Source organism: Flavobacterium microcysteis, from assembly GCF_006385255.1.
GTDB lineage: Bacteria > Bacteroidota > Bacteroidia > Flavobacteriales > Flavobacteriaceae > Flavobacterium > Flavobacterium microcysteis.
The window spans coordinates 323,218-341,105 of sequence record NZ_VFJE01000052.1 but is presented as its reverse complement, the minus strand read 5'-3'; the positions used below and the strand labels follow the sequence as shown (position 1 = coordinate 341,105).

General features: G+C 37.2%; 13 protein-coding genes. 7 read left to right on the top strand and 6 right to left on the bottom strand.

Features of this window, described 5'->3' with window-relative positions; genetic code table 11:
- Positions 1-37 precede the first annotated feature (37 nt).
- Positions 38-1,981 (top strand): KUP/HAK/KT family potassium transporter, encoded by a 1,944-nt coding sequence (locus tag FJA49_RS07090; RefSeq protein WP_233590085.1) that lies wholly within the window; start codon positions 38-40, stop codon positions 1,979-1,981.
- A gap of 72 nt (positions 1,982-2,053) precedes the next feature.
- Here the strand turns inward: FJA49_RS07090 and FJA49_RS07085 are convergent, their stop codons facing one another.
- The gene (locus tag FJA49_RS07085; RefSeq protein WP_140000281.1) at positions 2,054-2,920 is read right to left on the bottom strand and encodes a bestrophin family protein; all 867 of its coding nucleotides are present in this window, start codon (positions 2,918-2,920) and stop codon (positions 2,054-2,056) included.
- Positions 2,921-2,942: 22 nt separating this feature from the next.
- The gene (gene recG / locus FJA49_RS07080) at positions 2,943-5,048 is read right to left on the bottom strand and encodes an ATP-dependent DNA helicase RecG (RefSeq protein WP_140000279.1); all 2,106 of its coding nucleotides are present in this window, start codon (positions 5,046-5,048) and stop codon (positions 2,943-2,945) included.
- 158 nt (positions 5,049-5,206) lie between these two features.
- Here recG and FJA49_RS07075 point away from each other — a divergent pair, with 158 nt between their 5' ends.
- Positions 5,207-6,901 (top strand): carbamoyltransferase family protein, encoded by a 1,695-nt coding sequence (locus FJA49_RS07075; RefSeq protein WP_140000277.1) that lies wholly within the window; start codon positions 5,207-5,209, stop codon positions 6,899-6,901.
- 106 nt (positions 6,902-7,007) lie between these two features.
- Here the strand turns inward: FJA49_RS07075 and FJA49_RS07070 are convergent, their stop codons facing one another.
- Both FJA49_RS07070 and FJA49_RS07065 read right to left on the bottom strand, forming a co-directional pair.
- The gene (locus tag FJA49_RS07070; protein ID WP_233590084.1) at positions 7,008-7,691 is read right to left on the bottom strand and encodes an aspartyl/asparaginyl beta-hydroxylase domain-containing protein; all 684 of its coding nucleotides are present in this window, start codon (positions 7,689-7,691) and stop codon (positions 7,008-7,010) included.
- Positions 7,692-7,694: 3 nt separating this feature from the next.
- Entirely contained in the window at positions 7,695-8,195 is a 501-nt protein-coding gene (locus FJA49_RS07065; RefSeq protein ID WP_140000273.1) for a hypothetical protein, read from the bottom strand.
- Between the two features lie 112 nt (positions 8,196-8,307).
- On the opposite strand from FJA49_RS07065, the gene FJA49_RS07060 reads away from it, so the two are divergent.
- The gene (locus FJA49_RS07060; protein WP_140000271.1) at positions 8,308-10,377 is read left to right on the top strand and encodes a M1 family metallopeptidase; all 2,070 of its coding nucleotides are present in this window, start codon (positions 8,308-8,310) and stop codon (positions 10,375-10,377) included.
- Positions 10,378-10,443: 66 nt separating this feature from the next.
- A complete protein-coding gene (locus FJA49_RS07055; protein WP_140000269.1) occupies positions 10,444-11,340 on the top strand; it encodes a patatin-like phospholipase family protein in 897 nt (298 codons plus the stop codon).
- Positions 11,341-11,374: 34 nt separating this feature from the next.
- Here the strand turns inward: FJA49_RS07055 and FJA49_RS07050 are convergent, their stop codons facing one another.
- Complete coding sequence (locus tag FJA49_RS07050; protein ID WP_140000267.1) at positions 11,375-11,896, bottom strand: DUF7935 family protein; 522 nt, start codon at positions 11,894-11,896, stop codon at positions 11,375-11,377.
- 284 nt (positions 11,897-12,180) lie between these two features.
- On the opposite strand from FJA49_RS07050, the gene FJA49_RS07045 reads away from it, so the two are divergent.
- From FJA49_RS07045 to FJA49_RS07035, 3 genes are all read left to right on the top strand, one after another.
- On the top strand, positions 12,181-13,515 hold the full coding sequence (locus FJA49_RS07045) for a peptide-N-glycosidase F-related protein (RefSeq protein ID WP_140000265.1): 1,335 nt from the start codon (positions 12,181-12,183) through the stop codon (positions 13,513-13,515).
- A gap of 292 nt (positions 13,516-13,807) precedes the next feature.
- The gene (locus tag FJA49_RS07040) at positions 13,808-16,141 is read left to right on the top strand and encodes an ATP-dependent helicase (RefSeq protein WP_140000263.1); all 2,334 of its coding nucleotides are present in this window, start codon (positions 13,808-13,810) and stop codon (positions 16,139-16,141) included.
- 22 nt (positions 16,142-16,163) lie between these two features.
- Entirely contained in the window at positions 16,164-16,784 is a 621-nt protein-coding gene (locus tag FJA49_RS07035; protein WP_140000261.1) for an L-threonylcarbamoyladenylate synthase, read from the top strand.
- Between the two features lie 212 nt (positions 16,785-16,996).
- Here FJA49_RS07035 and FJA49_RS07030 read toward each other — a convergent pair whose 3' ends face one another.
- Positions 16,997-17,836, bottom strand: coding sequence for an OmpA family protein (locus FJA49_RS07030; protein ID WP_140000259.1), 840 nt, complete (start codon positions 17,834-17,836; stop codon positions 16,997-16,999).
- Positions 17,837-17,888: the final 52 nt, after the last annotated feature.

The following is a 17,888-nucleotide window of genomic DNA, read 5'->3' as shown; positions in this document are numbered from 1 at the left end:
TTATTTGTAATTTTGTATCTTTTAAATTGAACTTTCCGTGGGAAAACATATTCACAAATTATCTGCTGCAGGATTATTAGTTACTTTAGGGATTATTTTTGGTGACATCGGAACCTCTCCGTTGTACGTTCTAAATGCGATAGTTGGGAGCGATCCTATTAATTCCAGAGATATCATCGGTGCCATTTCGGCAATTTTTTGGACTCTGACATTACAGACTACCGTAAAATATGTAATTATAACGCTCCGAGCGGATAACAAAGGCGAGGGTGGAATCTTTTCTTTATATACCTTAATAAGAAAGACGAAAGTAAAATGGCTACTTTTTCCTGCTATTATAGGAGGAAGTACACTTTTGGCTGACGGGATTATCACGCCGCCAATTTCGGTTTCTTCAGCAGTTGAAGGTCTTAGGGTAATCAATCCTGATATTCCAACAATTCCTATTGTTATTGCCATTATTACGGTGCTTTTTGGATTACAGCAATTTGGAACCAAGCTTATTGGTAAATTTTTTGGACCAATTATGCTTACCTGGTTCTCGATGCTTGGAATTTTGGGAGCGATTCAGATGGGTACAAATATTAATGTGCTTTCTGCTTTTAACCCGTATCATGCCTACGAGCTTTTAATGAATCATAAACAGGGCTTCCTGATTTTAGGTGCGGTATTTTTATGTACGACGGGAGCAGAAGCATTGTATTCAGACTTAGGACATTGTGGAAAAGAAAACATTCGTGTAAGCTGGATTTTTGTAAAAAGTATGCTTTTGTTGAATTATTTCGGACAAGGTGCATGGCTGATTTCACATGAAGGAAAAACCCTGAAAGAGGCTGGAGTAACAAACCCGTTTTATGCTATCATGCCAGATTGGTTCCTGCCTTTTGGAATTGGTATTGCGACTTTAGCAGCTGTTGTTGCCAGCCAGGCAATGATTAGTGGTTCGTTTACATTGATTAACGAAGCCATTCGTTTGAATTTCTGGCCAAAAGTAAAAATCAAATATCCTACAGAACTAAAAGGACAATTATATATTCCTTCCCTGAACTGGATGTTATGGATTGGTTGCGTGCTGGTAGTTTTATACTTTAAAGAATCGTCAGGAATGGAGGCAGCTTATGGTCTGGCTATCGTAATGACGATGTTGATGACAACTTCGCTTTTAAATTATTACCTGATATTAAAGAGATACAATAAGATTTTCATTGCGGTATTGATTACTACTTATGCCATAATAGAAATTTCATTCCTGATAGCCAACCTTCATAAATTCTCAGACGGAGGTTATATCACGCTGCTCATTGCAATGATGCTTATGGCGACCATGTTTGTCTGGTTCTTTGCCAGAAAAATCAGAAATCGTTATTTGGTTTTTGTCAAACTTTCAGATTATCTGCCGGTATTAGAAGATTTGAGCAAAGATTTGAGCGTGCCAAAATATGCTACAAACCTGGTTTATTTGACCAGTGCCGATCACAGGACTGAAATCGAATCAAAAATCATGTATTCAATTTTGAATAAACAGCCAAAACGTGCCGATATCTATTGGTTTGTTCACGTTCATGTTGTTGATGAACCATATACAATGGAATATCGTGTAAACGAATTTATCCATGATGACGTAATCCGTATCGATTTTAGGCTTGGTTTCCGTGTGGCACCAAGAATCAGCCTGATGTTTAAGAAGGTGGTAGAAGATATGGTGAAGAACAAGGAAGTAGATGTAACCAGCCGTTATGCTTCGTTAAATAAAAACAATATCATTGGCGACTTTAGATTTATATTGATAGAGAAATTTATTTCTTATGATAACGATTTGCCGTTCTATGAAAAATGGATTTTGGACTGCTACAACATCCTAAAGAAAATGGGTCTTTCAGAAGAAAAGGCATTCGGACTGGATTCCAGCTCTGTAACGATTGAATCGTTCCCGCTGCTGATTACGGCTCCTAGAGAAATTTGCCTGACAAGAGTTGATTAACCTTGATAGAATATATAAATAAAAAAGCCGAAGCAATGCTTCGGCTTTTTTATTGTTAGAGAACGGAGAATATTAATAAATCAATTCTTCTACATTCTTTTGGATGTTTTCTGAAATTTTCTGAGTAGGAAGGTCATTTGGATCATTTCCAAAAGGATCTTCAATTTCCTCTGCAATAAGCTCCAAACTCGCCAGTACATAAAAGATAAAAACAACTACAGGAATGACATAATAGCCCAATTGGAAAACGTAGCCAAAAGGTAATGTCAATACATAAGTAAAGATGAATTTTTTGATGAAGGCACTATAGGAATAGGGAATAGGAGTGTTTTTGATTCTTTCACAAGCACCACAGATATCCGTAAAAGATTGTATTTCTGCATTTAGGACGATCAGTTGGTCGCCGGTAATTTTTCCTTCTTCATAAAGCTCATTAACACGCTGTATCATTGTCTTGGCTATCTGGTTAGGCTTGTGCTTATAATGGTCTTGCGATAAGGTTTTATCATCAAAAAGCTCATGACTGATACTTTCCATTTTTAAATGCAGGTTTAGCACAGAAGCATAGGCAGGAATGATTTTTCTGAAAAAATCCTTATCCTCTTTGTCTTTCAGCATTACGGATAGTTTTATAGCCAGATTACGACTATTGTTGACCAAAGCGCCCCATAATTTTCGGCCTTCCCACCAGCGGTCATAAGCCGTGTTGGTTCTGAAAACCAATAAAAGGGAAATGACAAACCCGAGCATGTTGTGCATTATCGTTATATTTTTGACAAGGCTATTGGCAGACAGGTTCCAGTATACTAGTTCGAGATAGGCAATTCCACCGGAATAGAGGGCGATAAGAATCATTATCCAGAAAAGCTTCCGGAAGGTATCGCCCTTATGAAAGTAGAAGATGAACGAGAGCCATTCTTTAGGATTGTATGAGATCATATATATTACGGTTTTAGGGTTCTTAACTTATATAGTTCCAAATATTTTTCTTTTTTGACATTTCGATAAAGGCCTGACGCAGGTTCTGATGTTCCGGCTTTATCATTGGAGCATCGTCTTTTAATAATTTGACAGCACAATGTCTCGCTAATTGCAGGATTTCCCGGTCTTTTACCAAATCAGCTATCTGCAGGTTCAATACGCCACTTTGCTGGGTTCCCATTATATCACCCGGGCCACGAAGTTTTAAATCAACTTCAGCTATTTCAAATCCGTCATTGGTTCTTGTCATAGTTTCCATCCGAATTTTGCTGTCATTGCTTAATTTATGGCCTGTCATTAAAATGCAATAGCTTTGCTCTGCTCCACGACCTACACGTCCTCGAAGCTGATGTAGCTGCGATAAACCGAAGCGCTCTGCACTTTCGATAATCATTACACTGGCATTGGGCACATTCACTCCGACTTCAATAACGGTAGTGGCCACCATAATATTGGTTTTGCCTTGTGAAAAGCGTTGCATTTCGGAATCCTTTTCGGCTGGTTTCATTTTTCCATGCACAATACTCACGCTGTATTTCGGCAATGGGAAATCTCTCGAAATACTTTCGTAACCATCCATCAAATCTTTATAGTCCATGCTTTCAGATTCCTGTATTAACGGATAAACGATATAAATCTGTCTGCCTTTTTCTATTTCGTCACGGATGAATTTCCATACTTTTAATCGGCTGGAATCATATCGGTGTACGGTTTGAATAGGTTTTCTTCCTGGTGGTAATTCATCAATTACAGAAATATCGAGGTCACCATATAAACTCATGGCTAATGTTCTTGGAATTGGTGTTGCCGTCATGACTAAAACATGGGGAGGAATCTCGTTCTTTTTCCAAAGTTTGGAACGCTGTTCTACTCCAAATCGATGTTGCTCGTCAATGATAGCCAGACCTAAATTATGGAATTTTACTTTGTCTTCCAATAGGGCATGGGTACCAATGAGGATATGCAAACTGCCATTTTCTAATTCTTCATGGATAATTTTCCGATCTGAAGTTTTGGTTGAGCCTGTCAGTAATTTTATGTTTATATTCAAAGGTTTAGCTAATTCAACTAATCCGTTAAAATGCTGGTTTGCCAGAATTTCTGTAGGCGCCATAAGACAGGCCTGAAATCCGTTATCGAGAGCCAATAGCATGCTCATCAAAGCCACAATAGTTTTTCCTGAACCTACATCACCTTGCAACAAACGGTTCATTTGTGCCGGATTTCCCATATCGTTTCGAATCTCTTTCAATACTCTTTTTTGCGCATTGGTCAAGTCAAAAGGCAAATGGTTATTGTAGAAATCATTAAAATAGATACCTACTTTTTCAAAGGGATGTCCTTTGATTTTGTTTTTCCGAATCAGGTTTTTTGTAATCAGTTGCAGCTGTATAAAAAACAATTCTTCAAATTTTAATCGGAATTGCGCTTTGGCCAATAAGTCTGGACTTTTGGGAAAGTGAATATTAAACAGTGCGGTGTTTTTTGGAATCAGCTTCAGTTCTTCCAAAAGATAATTAGGCAGAGGTTCCTTAAAGGCTGTATGCGTCTCTAAAAAAAGCTGTTGCATGATTTTATTTACCGTTCTATTTGAAATGCCTCTCTGGGTCAGCTTTTCAGTAGATGGATAAACAGGTTGCATGGCAGAACGAAGATTTTGCTCATGTTCTGCTAGCAATTCCATTTCAGGATGCGCCATATTGAATTGGCCGTTGAAGGAAGTGCATTTCCCGAAAATGACATATACGGTATTCAGTTTCAGATTTTCCCGTATCCATTTTTGTCCCTGAAACCAAACCAATTCCATTTCTCCTGTTTCGTCAACAAAAGTAGCTACTAGCCGTTTTCCCTTTTTTTGCTCAACGGTTTTGATATGGATAATCTTTCCAATAATCTGGACTTCAGCATTGGTACTCTGTAGTTCGTTTATTTTGTAATAACGAGTTCTGTCAATATATCGGTTGGGAAATAAATTTATAAGGTCTCCATATTTGTGAATGCCTAATTCTTTGCGAAGCAATTCACCGCGGGCTGGCCCGACGCCTTTAAGGTATTCAATAGGAGTTTCTAATAAATTGTTTTGCATTGCTATATTAAAACACGAATATAAGCCATTAATTGAAAACTATAAAATGGTATTTTGATTGAAAAAATAGATTCCTCAATCTCGGTTTTGATTTATAAAAGTAAGATTTTGGCTAAAGAAAATGATATATTTGGAATTCAAAAATCGGAATCAAAATTATGGCAAAACCTATATATATCCTGGGAACAGGTCTTTCACATAATGGATCGGCAGTCTTGCTCAAAGACGGGCGTGTTTGCGTTGGTATCGAAAAAGAACGCTTGAGCCGCAAAAAACATGACGGAGGTAATGACACCTTAGCAATACAATATTGCCTGGATGCCGAAGGAATAGGATTAGACGACCTTGCTCTTGTGGTTCAATGTGCCAATTTTGATATTCCGAATCGGGATAATTTTAAAGGCGAGCGAATTTTTTTAGGAAACGAAAACATCAAGATTGTAGATATTTCTCATCACTTGGCTCATGCTTATAGTGCTGTTGGTACATCGCCTTTTTCGGAATGCAATGTTATGGTAATAGATGGCTGCGGAAGCCCATTAGACCAATTTTTAAAACTTCATCCAGAGCAGAAGGAATATATATCGGCTGAATTTTTAAATGAGGTGCGTATGGTTTGCGAAAAAGACAGTTTTTATCATTTCGACGGACAAAAACTAACGCCTTTGATTAAAGATTTCAGCACTATGTCTAATCAGACCGGAAGTTTTTCACTGCCTACAACCCAACATTCCATTGGAGGTTTTTATGCTGCTATTAGCAACTATGTTTTTGGCGATATGGACGATGTGGGGAAACTAATGGGATTGGCCCCTTATGGAAAGTCCGGCTTATATGATTTTGAAGCTTTTGAATTCCAATCAGGAAATTTATTGGTCAATGAAAACTGGAAGACACAATTTGACAACCCGTCAACAGGATATGATTATTTTAAAGAACATTTTGACTATTACGCAAACATTGCGCGCTGGGCACAAGAACAGGTAGAAAAAGCCGTGCTGCAATGCATCCATAACCGATTGGAAAAGTTTCCACATCCAAATCTTTGCTATACCGGCGGAGTAGCGCTTAATGCTGTAGCCAATGCAAAACTGCAGGATTCCGGAGTGGCTCAGGAGATTTATTTTGAACCGGCAGCTGGTGATAACGGTTTGGCATTAGGCTGTGCTTATTATGGCTGGTTGGAATATATGAAAATGCCAAAAATGTCTCATGACGGAAGTACCTGTTTCGGTAAATCGTATTCTGAAGCCGAAATTGATGCTGCATTTCACAAGGAAGAAAACAAGAAATATACTCCGAAAAAAATAACAGATGAAGAGGAGTTGCTCCAGTATTGTGCTGAAAAGTTAAAAGAAGGAAAAACAATAGCCTGGTTCCAATCAGGTTCGGAGTTCGGGCCTAGAGCTTTAGGCAGGAGAAGCATATTGGCACATCCCGGTATTGAAAAAATGAAAGACCATATCAATCTGGATATTAAGTTTCGGGAAGATTTTCGCCCTTTTGCACCAGCTGTATTGAAATCTAAAGTTGGCGAGTATTTTGAATCGGCTCGTTATAGTCCGTATATGATTCTGGTTGACAAGACACGTGCCATTCATCAGCAAGAATTAAAAAATGTAACACATGAAAACGGTTCCGCTCGTGTACAAACTGTAGAAGAAAGCTGGAATCCCAGATTTGCAAAGCTTATTGAAGCCTTTTATAAACAAACAGATATTGCCGTTTTGCTCAATACCAGCCTGAATAAAAAAGGAATGCCAATAGTTGAAACGCCTGAAGAAGCGCTTTATTTGTTTGGGATAACCGACCTTGATGTGCTGGTTATGGAAAATGTGGTGGTCGAAAAGTAATTAATGTTTGTCCTTTGCGACTCTGCGCCTTTGCGAGATAAAATTGCACGCAAAGGCGCAGAGCCGCAGTTGAAAGCTAATACTTAGAATGAACTTCTCTATAAATTTAACCTAAGTTCTTTAATAACTCTAAAGCAGCAGGAGTATTCATACGTTGCAGTTCGGCTATCATTAATTTTTTTTGCTCGTCGCTTATGGTGGCTTCTGGTTTTATAAATCCTTCAGGCTTGGCTTCTTTGAAAAATAAATCATCTGTCCAGCTATTTCGCAAACCATCGATTACCATGTGAATACGATCTTCATTACCCCGATTGGCAACAGAGTGGGTGAAATTAGCATCAATATACCAGCATTCGCCTTCATTCATCACCAATCGATTTTCGTCTAAAATAAATTCGACTTCGCTATTGGTAATTATAGGAATATGCAATCTAAAGCAGCCATCTTCATAACCAAGACAATTATCGCTATGCGGTTTGACTTCTGCACCAACAGCCAGTCGTAGCAAACGGACAGCCGTTTTTTCAAATAACAAACTATCGAGAATTTCCTGAAAATAGGTACAGGAGTTTAAAATTTCAGTAGGGACAAGTTTTTCAGAAACAGGTGAGGCGTAGATCTGGTCTGATTTTCCGCTTTCAGACATTAAGGCAATAGAATTCCATTCGCCAGTATAATCCTTTGCGTTATAATGGGCTGTCCAGTTTTTATCCATAATCTTACTAAGGTCATTCTTAAGCTTTTCAATATCAAAAAGTATTGGAAATTTTATTGAGCGTACTAATTCCATAATTTATTCTCTTAACCATTTTTCCATTACAGGAAAAGCCTTTTTTCCTTCTTTTATTGCGCGTTCTTTTCCATACGTCAGGCCTGCCCATTCCAATAACGGCAATCCGATATAATTTTCACTGCTGAAATTAGAAATCAGCCATTCCGAATTGTCTTTGTAGCCATTAGGATGAAATACAAAATCTACAGGCAATTCCAGATGTTTTACAGCGGCAAAGGACCAAAGCATAGCGGCAATTTCATCACCTTGTGTTGGCCATTCAGGAGCCATTTGTTCAGTTCCTGCAGCGTTTCTTTCAGCTGGTGTAGTAACGGCAAGATGTCCGGCTTCGTGTAGCAGGTCGCCGGGATATTTTAGTTTTTCGTAATCGACATAAATAGTTCCCGGACCAAGAGACAATCCCGGTAGGAAAGTACTGTCGTCCAGTTTTTTTTCGATTATAGCTATTCCGATTCCTTCCAGGAATCGAACCGTTTTTTGCAGTTCGGGGTTTTCAACCATAATGAGTGTAGGTTTATGCGATACAATATAGTAAATCCATCGGAATCCAAATCAAAAAAGTTCTTGAAAAAGGAACTGTAATTCGTAACTTTGGAATCAAGATATTTTTAAAATGAGACGATTACTATATACTTTCCTTCTTGTTCCTTCTTGTCTTTTTTCACAGCAGTTCCAAAAGGTCGATTTCAAAACGTTAAATGCTACACTTGCTTTAGATGCAGCCCATAAAAAAATATCGGGCCATGTAACCTATACTTTTGAAGTGCTTTCTACAATCGATACCATACGGATTGATGCTAAAAACATGGCTTTTTCAAATTTGAAGATTAACAATACCGTTGCGGAATTTAAAAATTCAGGCAAGGAATTGCAGTTATACAAAGGCTTTAAGAAAGGGAAAAATACATTGATGTTTGATTATGAAGCGACTCCAAAGCAGACCTTGTATTTTATAGGAGAAAAGGATCATCTTCAAATCTGGACACAAGGACAGGGGAAATATACCAGCCACTGGCTGCCAAGTTTTGACGATGTAAATGAAAAAGTGGTTTTTGGATTGAGTATTTCGTATGACAAAGATTTTGATGTCTTGTCTAACGGGAAATTAAAAAATATGTCGGATAATGGTACTCAAAAGCTATGGGAATACCAAATGGACAAGCCTATGAGTTCCTATCTGGCCATGCTTGCTATTGGAAAATTTGCAAAACAGACAGAAACAGCTGCTTCCGGAACACCTTTGGAAATGTATCTTTCAAAAGAAGATGCTCCAAAATTTGAATATACTTACAAATACAGCAAAGCTATTTTTGATTTTTTTGAAAAAGAAATAGGATTCAAATATCCATGGGGAATCTATCGTCAGGTTCCTGTAAGAGACTTTTTGTATGGTGGAATGGAGAATACGACATCTACTATTTTTTCTCAGGATTATGTAGTCGATGAAATCGGTTTTAACGATAGGAATTATATCAACGTAAATGCTCACGAATTGGCTCATCAATGGTTTGGTGATGTGATTACAGCAACATCAGGAAAGCATCATTGGCTACAGGAAGGATTTGCAACGTATTATGCTTTACTAGCTGAAAAGGAACTGTTTGGAGAAGACCATTTTAATTGGGAACTTTATGAAATTGCGGAGAGATTGCAGCAGGCTGCCAAAACCGATACGATTCCGTTGCTGAATGAAAAAGCCAGTTCGCTCACGTTTTATCAAAAAGGAGCCTGGGCCTTGCATGTATTAAGAGAAAACATTGGAGCGAAAAACTTCAACAAGGCGGTCAAAAAATATCTTGAAAAATACGCATTCAAAAATGTGAATACCGCTAATTTTCTAGCGGAAATCAATGCCGTTTCGAATTATGATACGAAGAAATTTCAGGAAGTTTGGCTTGAAAAACCAGGATTTGAAGTGACCGAAGCTTTGGGCATATTAAAGAAGAATAAATTTATCCAACAATACCTGAATGTGCTTTCAATGGCTGATAAGCCTTTGGTGGAGAAACAATCCTTTTTTGAGGAAACTATCCAATCGGATGCTTATTATCCGGTAAGGGAAGAAGTCCTTTTCCAATTGCAATCGGTAGATTTTTCTGAGAAGGAAGCTATTGTAAAGCAGGCAATGCTATCGAAAGATATCAAAGTCAGACAAGCTGTGGCAAAAACGCTTAACAAATTTCCGGAATCATTCAGGCCAGATTTTGAAACTTTTCTGGATGACAAATCCTATGTAACAAGAGAAATTACCTTGAATGTCTTATGGTCACAATTTCCGGATGACCGTACTAAATATCTTGATAAGTCTCGTAATTGGGTTGGAATGAATGATAAGAACCTTCGAATTCTTTGGCTTACAATGGCTTTAGCAACAAAAGACTTTGAGCCTGAGAATAAGCCTGCTTATTATGATGAGCTTTTAAGCTATGCCTCGCCTGATTATGAAAGTTCAATCCGCCAGAATGCCATAACCAATCTTTTGTATATAAATACTAATGATACAAACGTTCTGCGTGCGCTTGTCAATCCGTTGACGCATCACAAATGGCAATTTTCAAAATTTGCCAGAGACAAGATACGTGAATTGGTAAAAAAAGAAAGATACCGACTGTACTTTTTAGAACTACTACCTTCCTTGCAGGACAATGAAAAAGCGATCTTAGAGAAATTGTTAAATCCATAGAATTGTTAAAGTTGGTTTCAATTCAACAGAATAGCATTATTTTTAGAAAAAAATCATAGCAGATTTATGCGAGCATTAGTCATTTCAGGAGGAGGAAGTAAAGGAGCATTTGCCGGTGGTGTAGCCCAATACCTTATCAAAGAAAAAAACATTAACTATGATTTGTTTATAGGATCTTCGACCGGAAGTCTGCTGATTCCGCATTTGGCTTTAAATAGGGAAGACAAGATATTTAAGCTGTATACGAATGTTGATATGGACAAAATTTTCAGTGTCAATCCTTTTATCATCAAGCATAAAAAGAACCAAGAAGTAATTACCATCAATCACTTTAATGTGATTATGCAATTCATGAAAGGCAAACGCACTTTTGGGGAGAGCAAAAGCCTTAAGAGTTATATTGAAGATAATTTTTCTAGAGAAGAATTTGACGAATTGCAGAGCTCTTCAAAAGAAATCATTGTGGCGGTAACCAACATCACTAAAAACTGTGTAGAATATAAATCCATATTAGAATGTTGTTATGAAGATTTCTGCGATTGGATTTGGATTTCCTGCAATTATATTCCGTTTATGAGCCTTGTGACCAAAAACCGATTTGAATATGCCGATGGAGGAATTTCGAATGTAATACCGATACAAGAAGCCATTAATCGTGGAGCTACGGAGGTAGATGTAATTGTATTGGAAACAGAACATAATACGGCAGAAAAAGTCATTGGAAAAAATCCTTTTTCGCTGACCATCGATTTGTTTGGAACGATTATCGACCAGGTAGAACGAAAAGATATTATCATTGGCAGGTTGGCTGCGGCGGCAAAAAACGTCAAGCTTAATTTTTATTATACACCGACCAAGCTGACAGATAATCCATTAGTCTTTAATAAGAAAATCATGCTCGACTGGTGGCACCAGGGATATGAATATGCTAAAAATAAGAGCGAAACCATGAGCCAGATATAAATAAAAAAGCCTCGATTTTCGAGGCTTTTTTATTTTACCAAAGTCCGCCGACTTCGTTTTTGATATACGCTAATGCGTTATTGCTTGGCGATTGCTTTTCTAACAATTCATTCAGGACAGCTTCACGCAGTTTGTTAGCGCTGTCAACTTCAGGGCTTAAAGCCGCTTTTCGGACCATTTGAATCGTAGCATTTTTTGCAGTGGTAATAATTGTCCAGCATTCATCCGATAAATAAATCTGCTGTGTAAGGTTATGTTCAAATTCGTTTTCTATATGTAAAACAACAAGATTTTGGTAATCCATCTTATCGCTTGAATTTGGTGCGATGCGGATTAGCAAATTTGATGGGTTGATTCTTTCTAAAAATAAGGCCATTCTTTCATAGGCTTGCAGTCGGATAGGAAGAGCGTTCTTGCTTGCGTCTCTTTGGATGAGGTATCTGCGTCGTCCTTCTTCGTTTTTGGTATGCAGGTTGAAAAAATAATAAGCTACACCTCCGGTTATAACAGCAGGTAATGTGTAGCTCAACAGCTCGATTATTTTTGTAGTGTCCATAGGATTTTATTTAATGAAGGCAAAAATAGAATAAAAAGCGATATAGTGGGTAGTTGATAGTTGATAATGGTTAGTGGATAGTGGAGTTTTGTACAAAACGAATGGATATACAATTCAATAACTGTCTCTTTTACACATAAAAAAATATAACCTTAGTACCTTAGTTCCTCAGGACCTTAGTACCTCTACAACCAGAGTTTCTGTTAAAAATATAATTTTTTATATGTATTTATATTTTTATATTTGAAAATGTAACTTGAATATAAAAAATAATTTAAATTTTTATGAGAAAAACTCTACAATTTTTAATTTTCGGTTTTATGACAGTAACCGGAATAAACGTTCAAGCCCAAAATACACTTACTGTTTTCGAAGAGATTTTATTTTATGATGGATATGCCGGAGTTGTAAATCATCCGACTCCTGAAGGTGTTATCCGCCATAGAAATGATTTGTATGCCAAAAAGATCGATGGGGGATTGTCGGTTCCATATGGCTCAAATATGACTATTGAGGTAATAATTAAAGCATCATGTGATAATTATGACAGGATAGGAAATGTGAATCTTGCTCTAGTGCCAAAAGGATTAATTGGCTACAGTCCTGACAATGTACAACGAATAGAATTGGCCCGTTTTATTACGCCTTTTATGAATAAGAACAGACAGCCGGATCAGGTTCCTTATACATTTTCTGTCAATAACCTGTCAAAAATATTAAATGACCCTAGCTTAAATGCAGCCTATGATTTTTGGATGGAACTAGAAGTTTTTGGAGTGCCTTATGCCGCAAATACCCAGGTAGCCGGATGTTCTGGAAGAAATGATGTCTTTTTTGGTACTTTGAATCTTATTTCAGATGGTGCGCCAACAGCATCACTGCCAACTTTTTTACTTCCTTTGAATTTCAAGAAAAATTTGAACAATTATGATGAAAACGCTACGGATGTAGTTGGTGAAACGGTAAGAACTATCAATTTTAATATTCCTAATCCTATTACAGATGCAAAGTTGTATCTGATAACTTCAAATCATGGAGCCAATGAAAATGGAGAAGAATACAATAGAAGATTGCATTATATCAGATTTGACAATGTTTCTGTTCTAAACTACCGACCTGGCGAACCGACTTGTGAGCCTTATCGAGTTTATAATACGCAAGCCAACGGAATTTATGGATCTTCACCAAGAACACCAGGCCAATGGCAGTCGTTTAGTAATTGGTGTCCGGGTTCAACAATTCCAATCAGGGAAATCTCTGTAGGTAGCCTGGCTGCCGGACAGCATACATTTAAAATTGAAGTACCAGAGGCTGTTTTTGCAAATGGTGAAGGCTATTTTCCGATTTCTGTATATCTACAAGGATTTGGGCCGGCACTTGATGTAAAAAAGTTTACACCAAATGTGTATAGCTTATTGCCAAACCCTACAAGAAATGTCGTAAACATAGAAACGGATCAGGAAGTTAAGAATTATGCTGTTTTTAATCTTTTAGGACAAGAGGTTACAAAAGGAACTGGTAAAATGGTAGACATTTCAAAAGTTGCTCAGGGTACTTATCTTGTTCAGATAGAATTTACAAATAATGAAATCGCTACTCAGAAAATAGTAAAACTATAAATGACTATCGGGAAGTTTATACCAGACAAGTAAGTTCATTTTTCTATACATTAGAAACTTTGCGGCTCTGTGCCTTTGCGTGAAATAATTGCTCGCAAAGGTGCAGAGCCGCAAAGCAATAAAATATAAACTTATTGAAGTTCGTTTTTGATATAAGATTTCAAATAATCAATAAACTATAAATTGAACAGGATAAATTTCAATAGCATAAACAACCGTCTTTTCTTCCAAAATCCGATTATTTTTCTACAATCTAAATGCGTATTTTTGCACTAGTAAAAGAATAATAAAAATGCAGCACTATATAAGCCAGCTTAATGAAGCCCAACAAGCGCCTGTCCTTCAAAAAGAAGGACCTATGATTATTATCGCAGGAGCAGGTTCAGGAAAGACAAGAGTATTGACAATCCGAATTGCATATTTGATGCATCAGGGAGTCGATGCGTTTAATATTCTGGCTTTGACATTTACCAATAAGGCGGCTCGCGAAATGAAAAAGCGTATCTCTGATATAGTAGGTTCAAGCGAGGCAAAAAATCTTTGGATGGGAACTTTCCACTCTGTTTTTGCTAGGATTTTGCGTTCTGAAGCCGATAAGCTTGGCTATCCGTCTAACTTTACTATTTACGACTCGCAGGATTCGGTACGATTGATAGGCTCAATTATCAAAGAAATGCAATTGGATAAAGATGTTTATAAGCCTAAGCAGGTTTTAGGACGAATTTCATCTTATAAAAACAGTCTGATTACTGTTAAGGCTTATTTTAATAATCCGGAATTGCAGGAACAGGATGCGATGTCAAAAAAACCTCGTCTGGGCGAAATCTATCAAAATTATGTGGACCGCTGCTTTAAGGCCGGTGCAATGGATTTTGATGATTTGCTATTGAAGACGAATGAATTATTGAATCGTTTTCCAGATGTTTTAGCAAAATACCAAGATCGTTTCCGTTATATCTTAGTAGATGAGTACCAGGATACTAACCATTCTCAATATCTGATTGTACGTGCTTTATCGGATAAGTTCCAAAATATTTGTGTTGTTGGTGACGATGCACAAAGTATTTATGCTTTCCGTGGAGCCAATATCAACAATATCCTTAATTTCCAGAAAGATTATGATGGTGTAAAAACCTATCGTCTGGAACAAAACTACCGCTCTTCAAAAAATATTGTGGAAGCGGCCAATTCGATTATCGATAAGAATAAAACGAAACTGGATAAAGTGGTCTGGACTGCCAATTCTGACGGACCGAGGATAAAAGTACACCGAAGCCTTACTGATGGTGAAGAAGGAAGATTTGTAGCCAGTGAGATTTTTGAAAAGAAGATGCAGCTTCAGATGATGAACGGTCAGTTTGCCATTTTGTACCGTACTAATGCGCAATCCCGTGCAATGGAAGATGCCCTTAGAAAACGTGATATTCCTTATCGAATTTACGGTGGTCTATCTTTCTATCAAAGAAAAGAAATCAAAGATGTGCTTTGTTACTTGAGATTGGTTATCAATCCAAAAGATGAAGAAGCTTTGGTACGTGTGATTAATTATCCGGCCAGAGGAATAGGCGATACTACAGTTGAAAAACTAACGATTGCGGCAAATCATTACAAGCGTTCGATTTTTGAAGTAATGGAACATATCGACAAGATTGATTTGAAACTGAATTCGGGAACGAGGTCAAGACTTGAAGATTTTGTAACGATGATCAAAAGTTTCCAGGTCATTGATCAGAGCCACGATGCATTTTATCTGGCGGAACATGTTACGAAAAAGACCGGATTGATTCAGGAATTGAAAAAAGACGGTACTCCGGAAGGTATTGCAAGGCTTGAAAATATAGAAGAATTGCTGAACGGTATCAAAGACTTTATTGAAGGGCAGAAAGAAGTTGACGGAGCGAGAGGAGCATTGTCTGAGTTTTTAGAAGATGTGGCTTTGGCTACTGATTTGGATAAAGATACAGGTGATGATGATCGTGTGGCTTTAATGACTATCCACTTAGCAAAGGGACTTGAGTTTCCATACGTTTTTATTGTGGGAATGGAAGAAGATTTGTTTCCAAGTGCCATGAGTGTTAGCACCCGAAGCGAGTTGGAAGAAGAACGTAGGCTTTTTTATGTGGCTTTGACAAGGGCTGAACATCAGGCATACCTGACTTATGCACAATCACGCTATCGTTGGGGAAAACTAATGGACTCTGAACCTTCCCGATTTATTGATGAAATTAAGGGTGAATATTTAGAATATCTGACTCCAACGGAAAACAATTATCGCTATAAGCCGATGATCGATATGGATATTTTTGGCGATGTAGACAAATCAAAGTTGAGGTTGTCAAAACCTATGAATGGTACACCTCCAAAAAGATATGGAGATGAAGAACCAACACCTAATCACAGTATCCGTAAGTTGAAGCCAGTTGCTTCGAATGGACCTTCAAGTGCAAGTGCTGTTTCTGATACTAAATTAAACGTAGGCAATATTGTTATGCATGAACGTTTTGGAAAAGGGCAGGTGCTTAATATTGAAGGAGCCGGTGCAGACAAAAAAGCAGAAATCAAATTTGAAGTAGGAGGCATTAAGAAATTACTGCTTCGCTTTGCAAGGCTTGACATATTGTCGTAACTTTAAAATAAAATGATAGCTAATGGCTCAGTTTATTAAAATATATCCTCAAAATCCAAATGAAAAAGAAATCGCCAAAGTAGTCAAAGTACTGCAAGATGGTGGATTGGTAATTTATCCTACTGATACGGTTTACGGATTGGGATGCGATATCACAAATACAAAAGCTTTGGAGCGCATTGCTAAAATCAAAGGTATCAAATTAGAAAAAGCGAATTTTTCTTTTGTATGCCATGACCTGAGCAATATTTCTGATTATGTGAAACAGATTGATACTTCTACTTTCAAGCTATTGAAAAGGGCATTGCCTGGGCCGTATACGTTTATTCTTCCGGGAAATAATAACTTGCCAAAGGAATTTAAGAAAAAAAGTACCGTGGGTATTCGTGTGCCCGATAATTCAATAGCACTTGAAATTGTAAGACAATTGGGAAACCCTATAGTTTCTACCTCTATCCATGATGATGATGATGTGATTGAATACACCACAGATCCGGAACTGATTTTTGAAAAATGGCAGCATCTTGTTGATGTGGTGATTGATGGCGGTTACGGAGATAATCAAGCTTCTACTATAATTGATTTATCTGGAAGCGAACCTGTAGTTGTAAGGGAAGGAAAAGGCAGTATTGATATTTTATAGTCCGTATTAGTTTTTTCGCAAAACTTTGGCTGTTGCAATAAATAATGCTAAATTAGCAATACCAATTATTAAGAATCCTACTAGTGATAACGATTTATACCATATGCTATTCTTAATTTAAATATTTAATTGGTTATTAATAAAAAAAATTAGGGATACATAAAAAGCAGGCTTTTGGGCCTGCTTTTTCATTTACTCTTTATTATGTTGGCTTATTGTTTTGCCGCCATGTTTTTCATTTCTTTTTCAATCATATCATAGAACTGATCAATTTTTGGCAACACCACGATTCTAGTTCTTCTGTTGATTGATCTGTTTTCAGCTGAATTGTTATCAACTAATGGAATGAATTCGCTTCTTCCCGCTGCAATCAATTGTTTTGGGTTTACGTTTAATTCTTGTAACACACGGATGATTGATGTAGAACGTTTTACGCTCAAATCCCAGTTGTCAAGCAAAACTCCATTTGATTTGTAAGGAACATTATCAGTGTGTCCTTCTACCATACATTCAAAATCAGGCTTGCTGTTTACTACTTTAGCTACTTTAGCCAATACTTCTTTAGCTCTGTCGCTTACAACATAGCTACCACTTTTGAAAAGAAGTTTATCTGCAATCGAGATGAAAACCACTCCTTTTTCAACATTAACCTGAATGTCCGGATCGCTGATTCCCACTGAACTTTTTAGGCTGGTTACCAAAGCCAATGTTACAGAGTCTTTTTTCGTTAAAGCATCTTGAAGGCGTGTAATTTTTAAGTCTTTTTCTTTCAGGCTCTCCAATGATTTTTCAAGATTTTCAGCTCCTTTTGAAGATAAGGTCGTTAGGTTACCCATATTGTTGATCAAATCAGAATTGTTCTTTTTCAAGAAATCGATTTGATGTGCCAATGCATCTCTTTCTGTCAAGCAAGTATTCAGTTTTACTGTGGCAGTGTTTAGTAAATCTTGAATTTCTTTGTTTTTCGCTTCTAATTCAGCAATCTTCTTTTTTGAACCACACGAAGTCAGCGTAAATGCTGCGATCGAAAGTATAAAAATGACTTTTTTCATAGGTCTCGGTTTTAAAATTTTAACAAATTTAAGGATTAAAAATAGGGTTTCA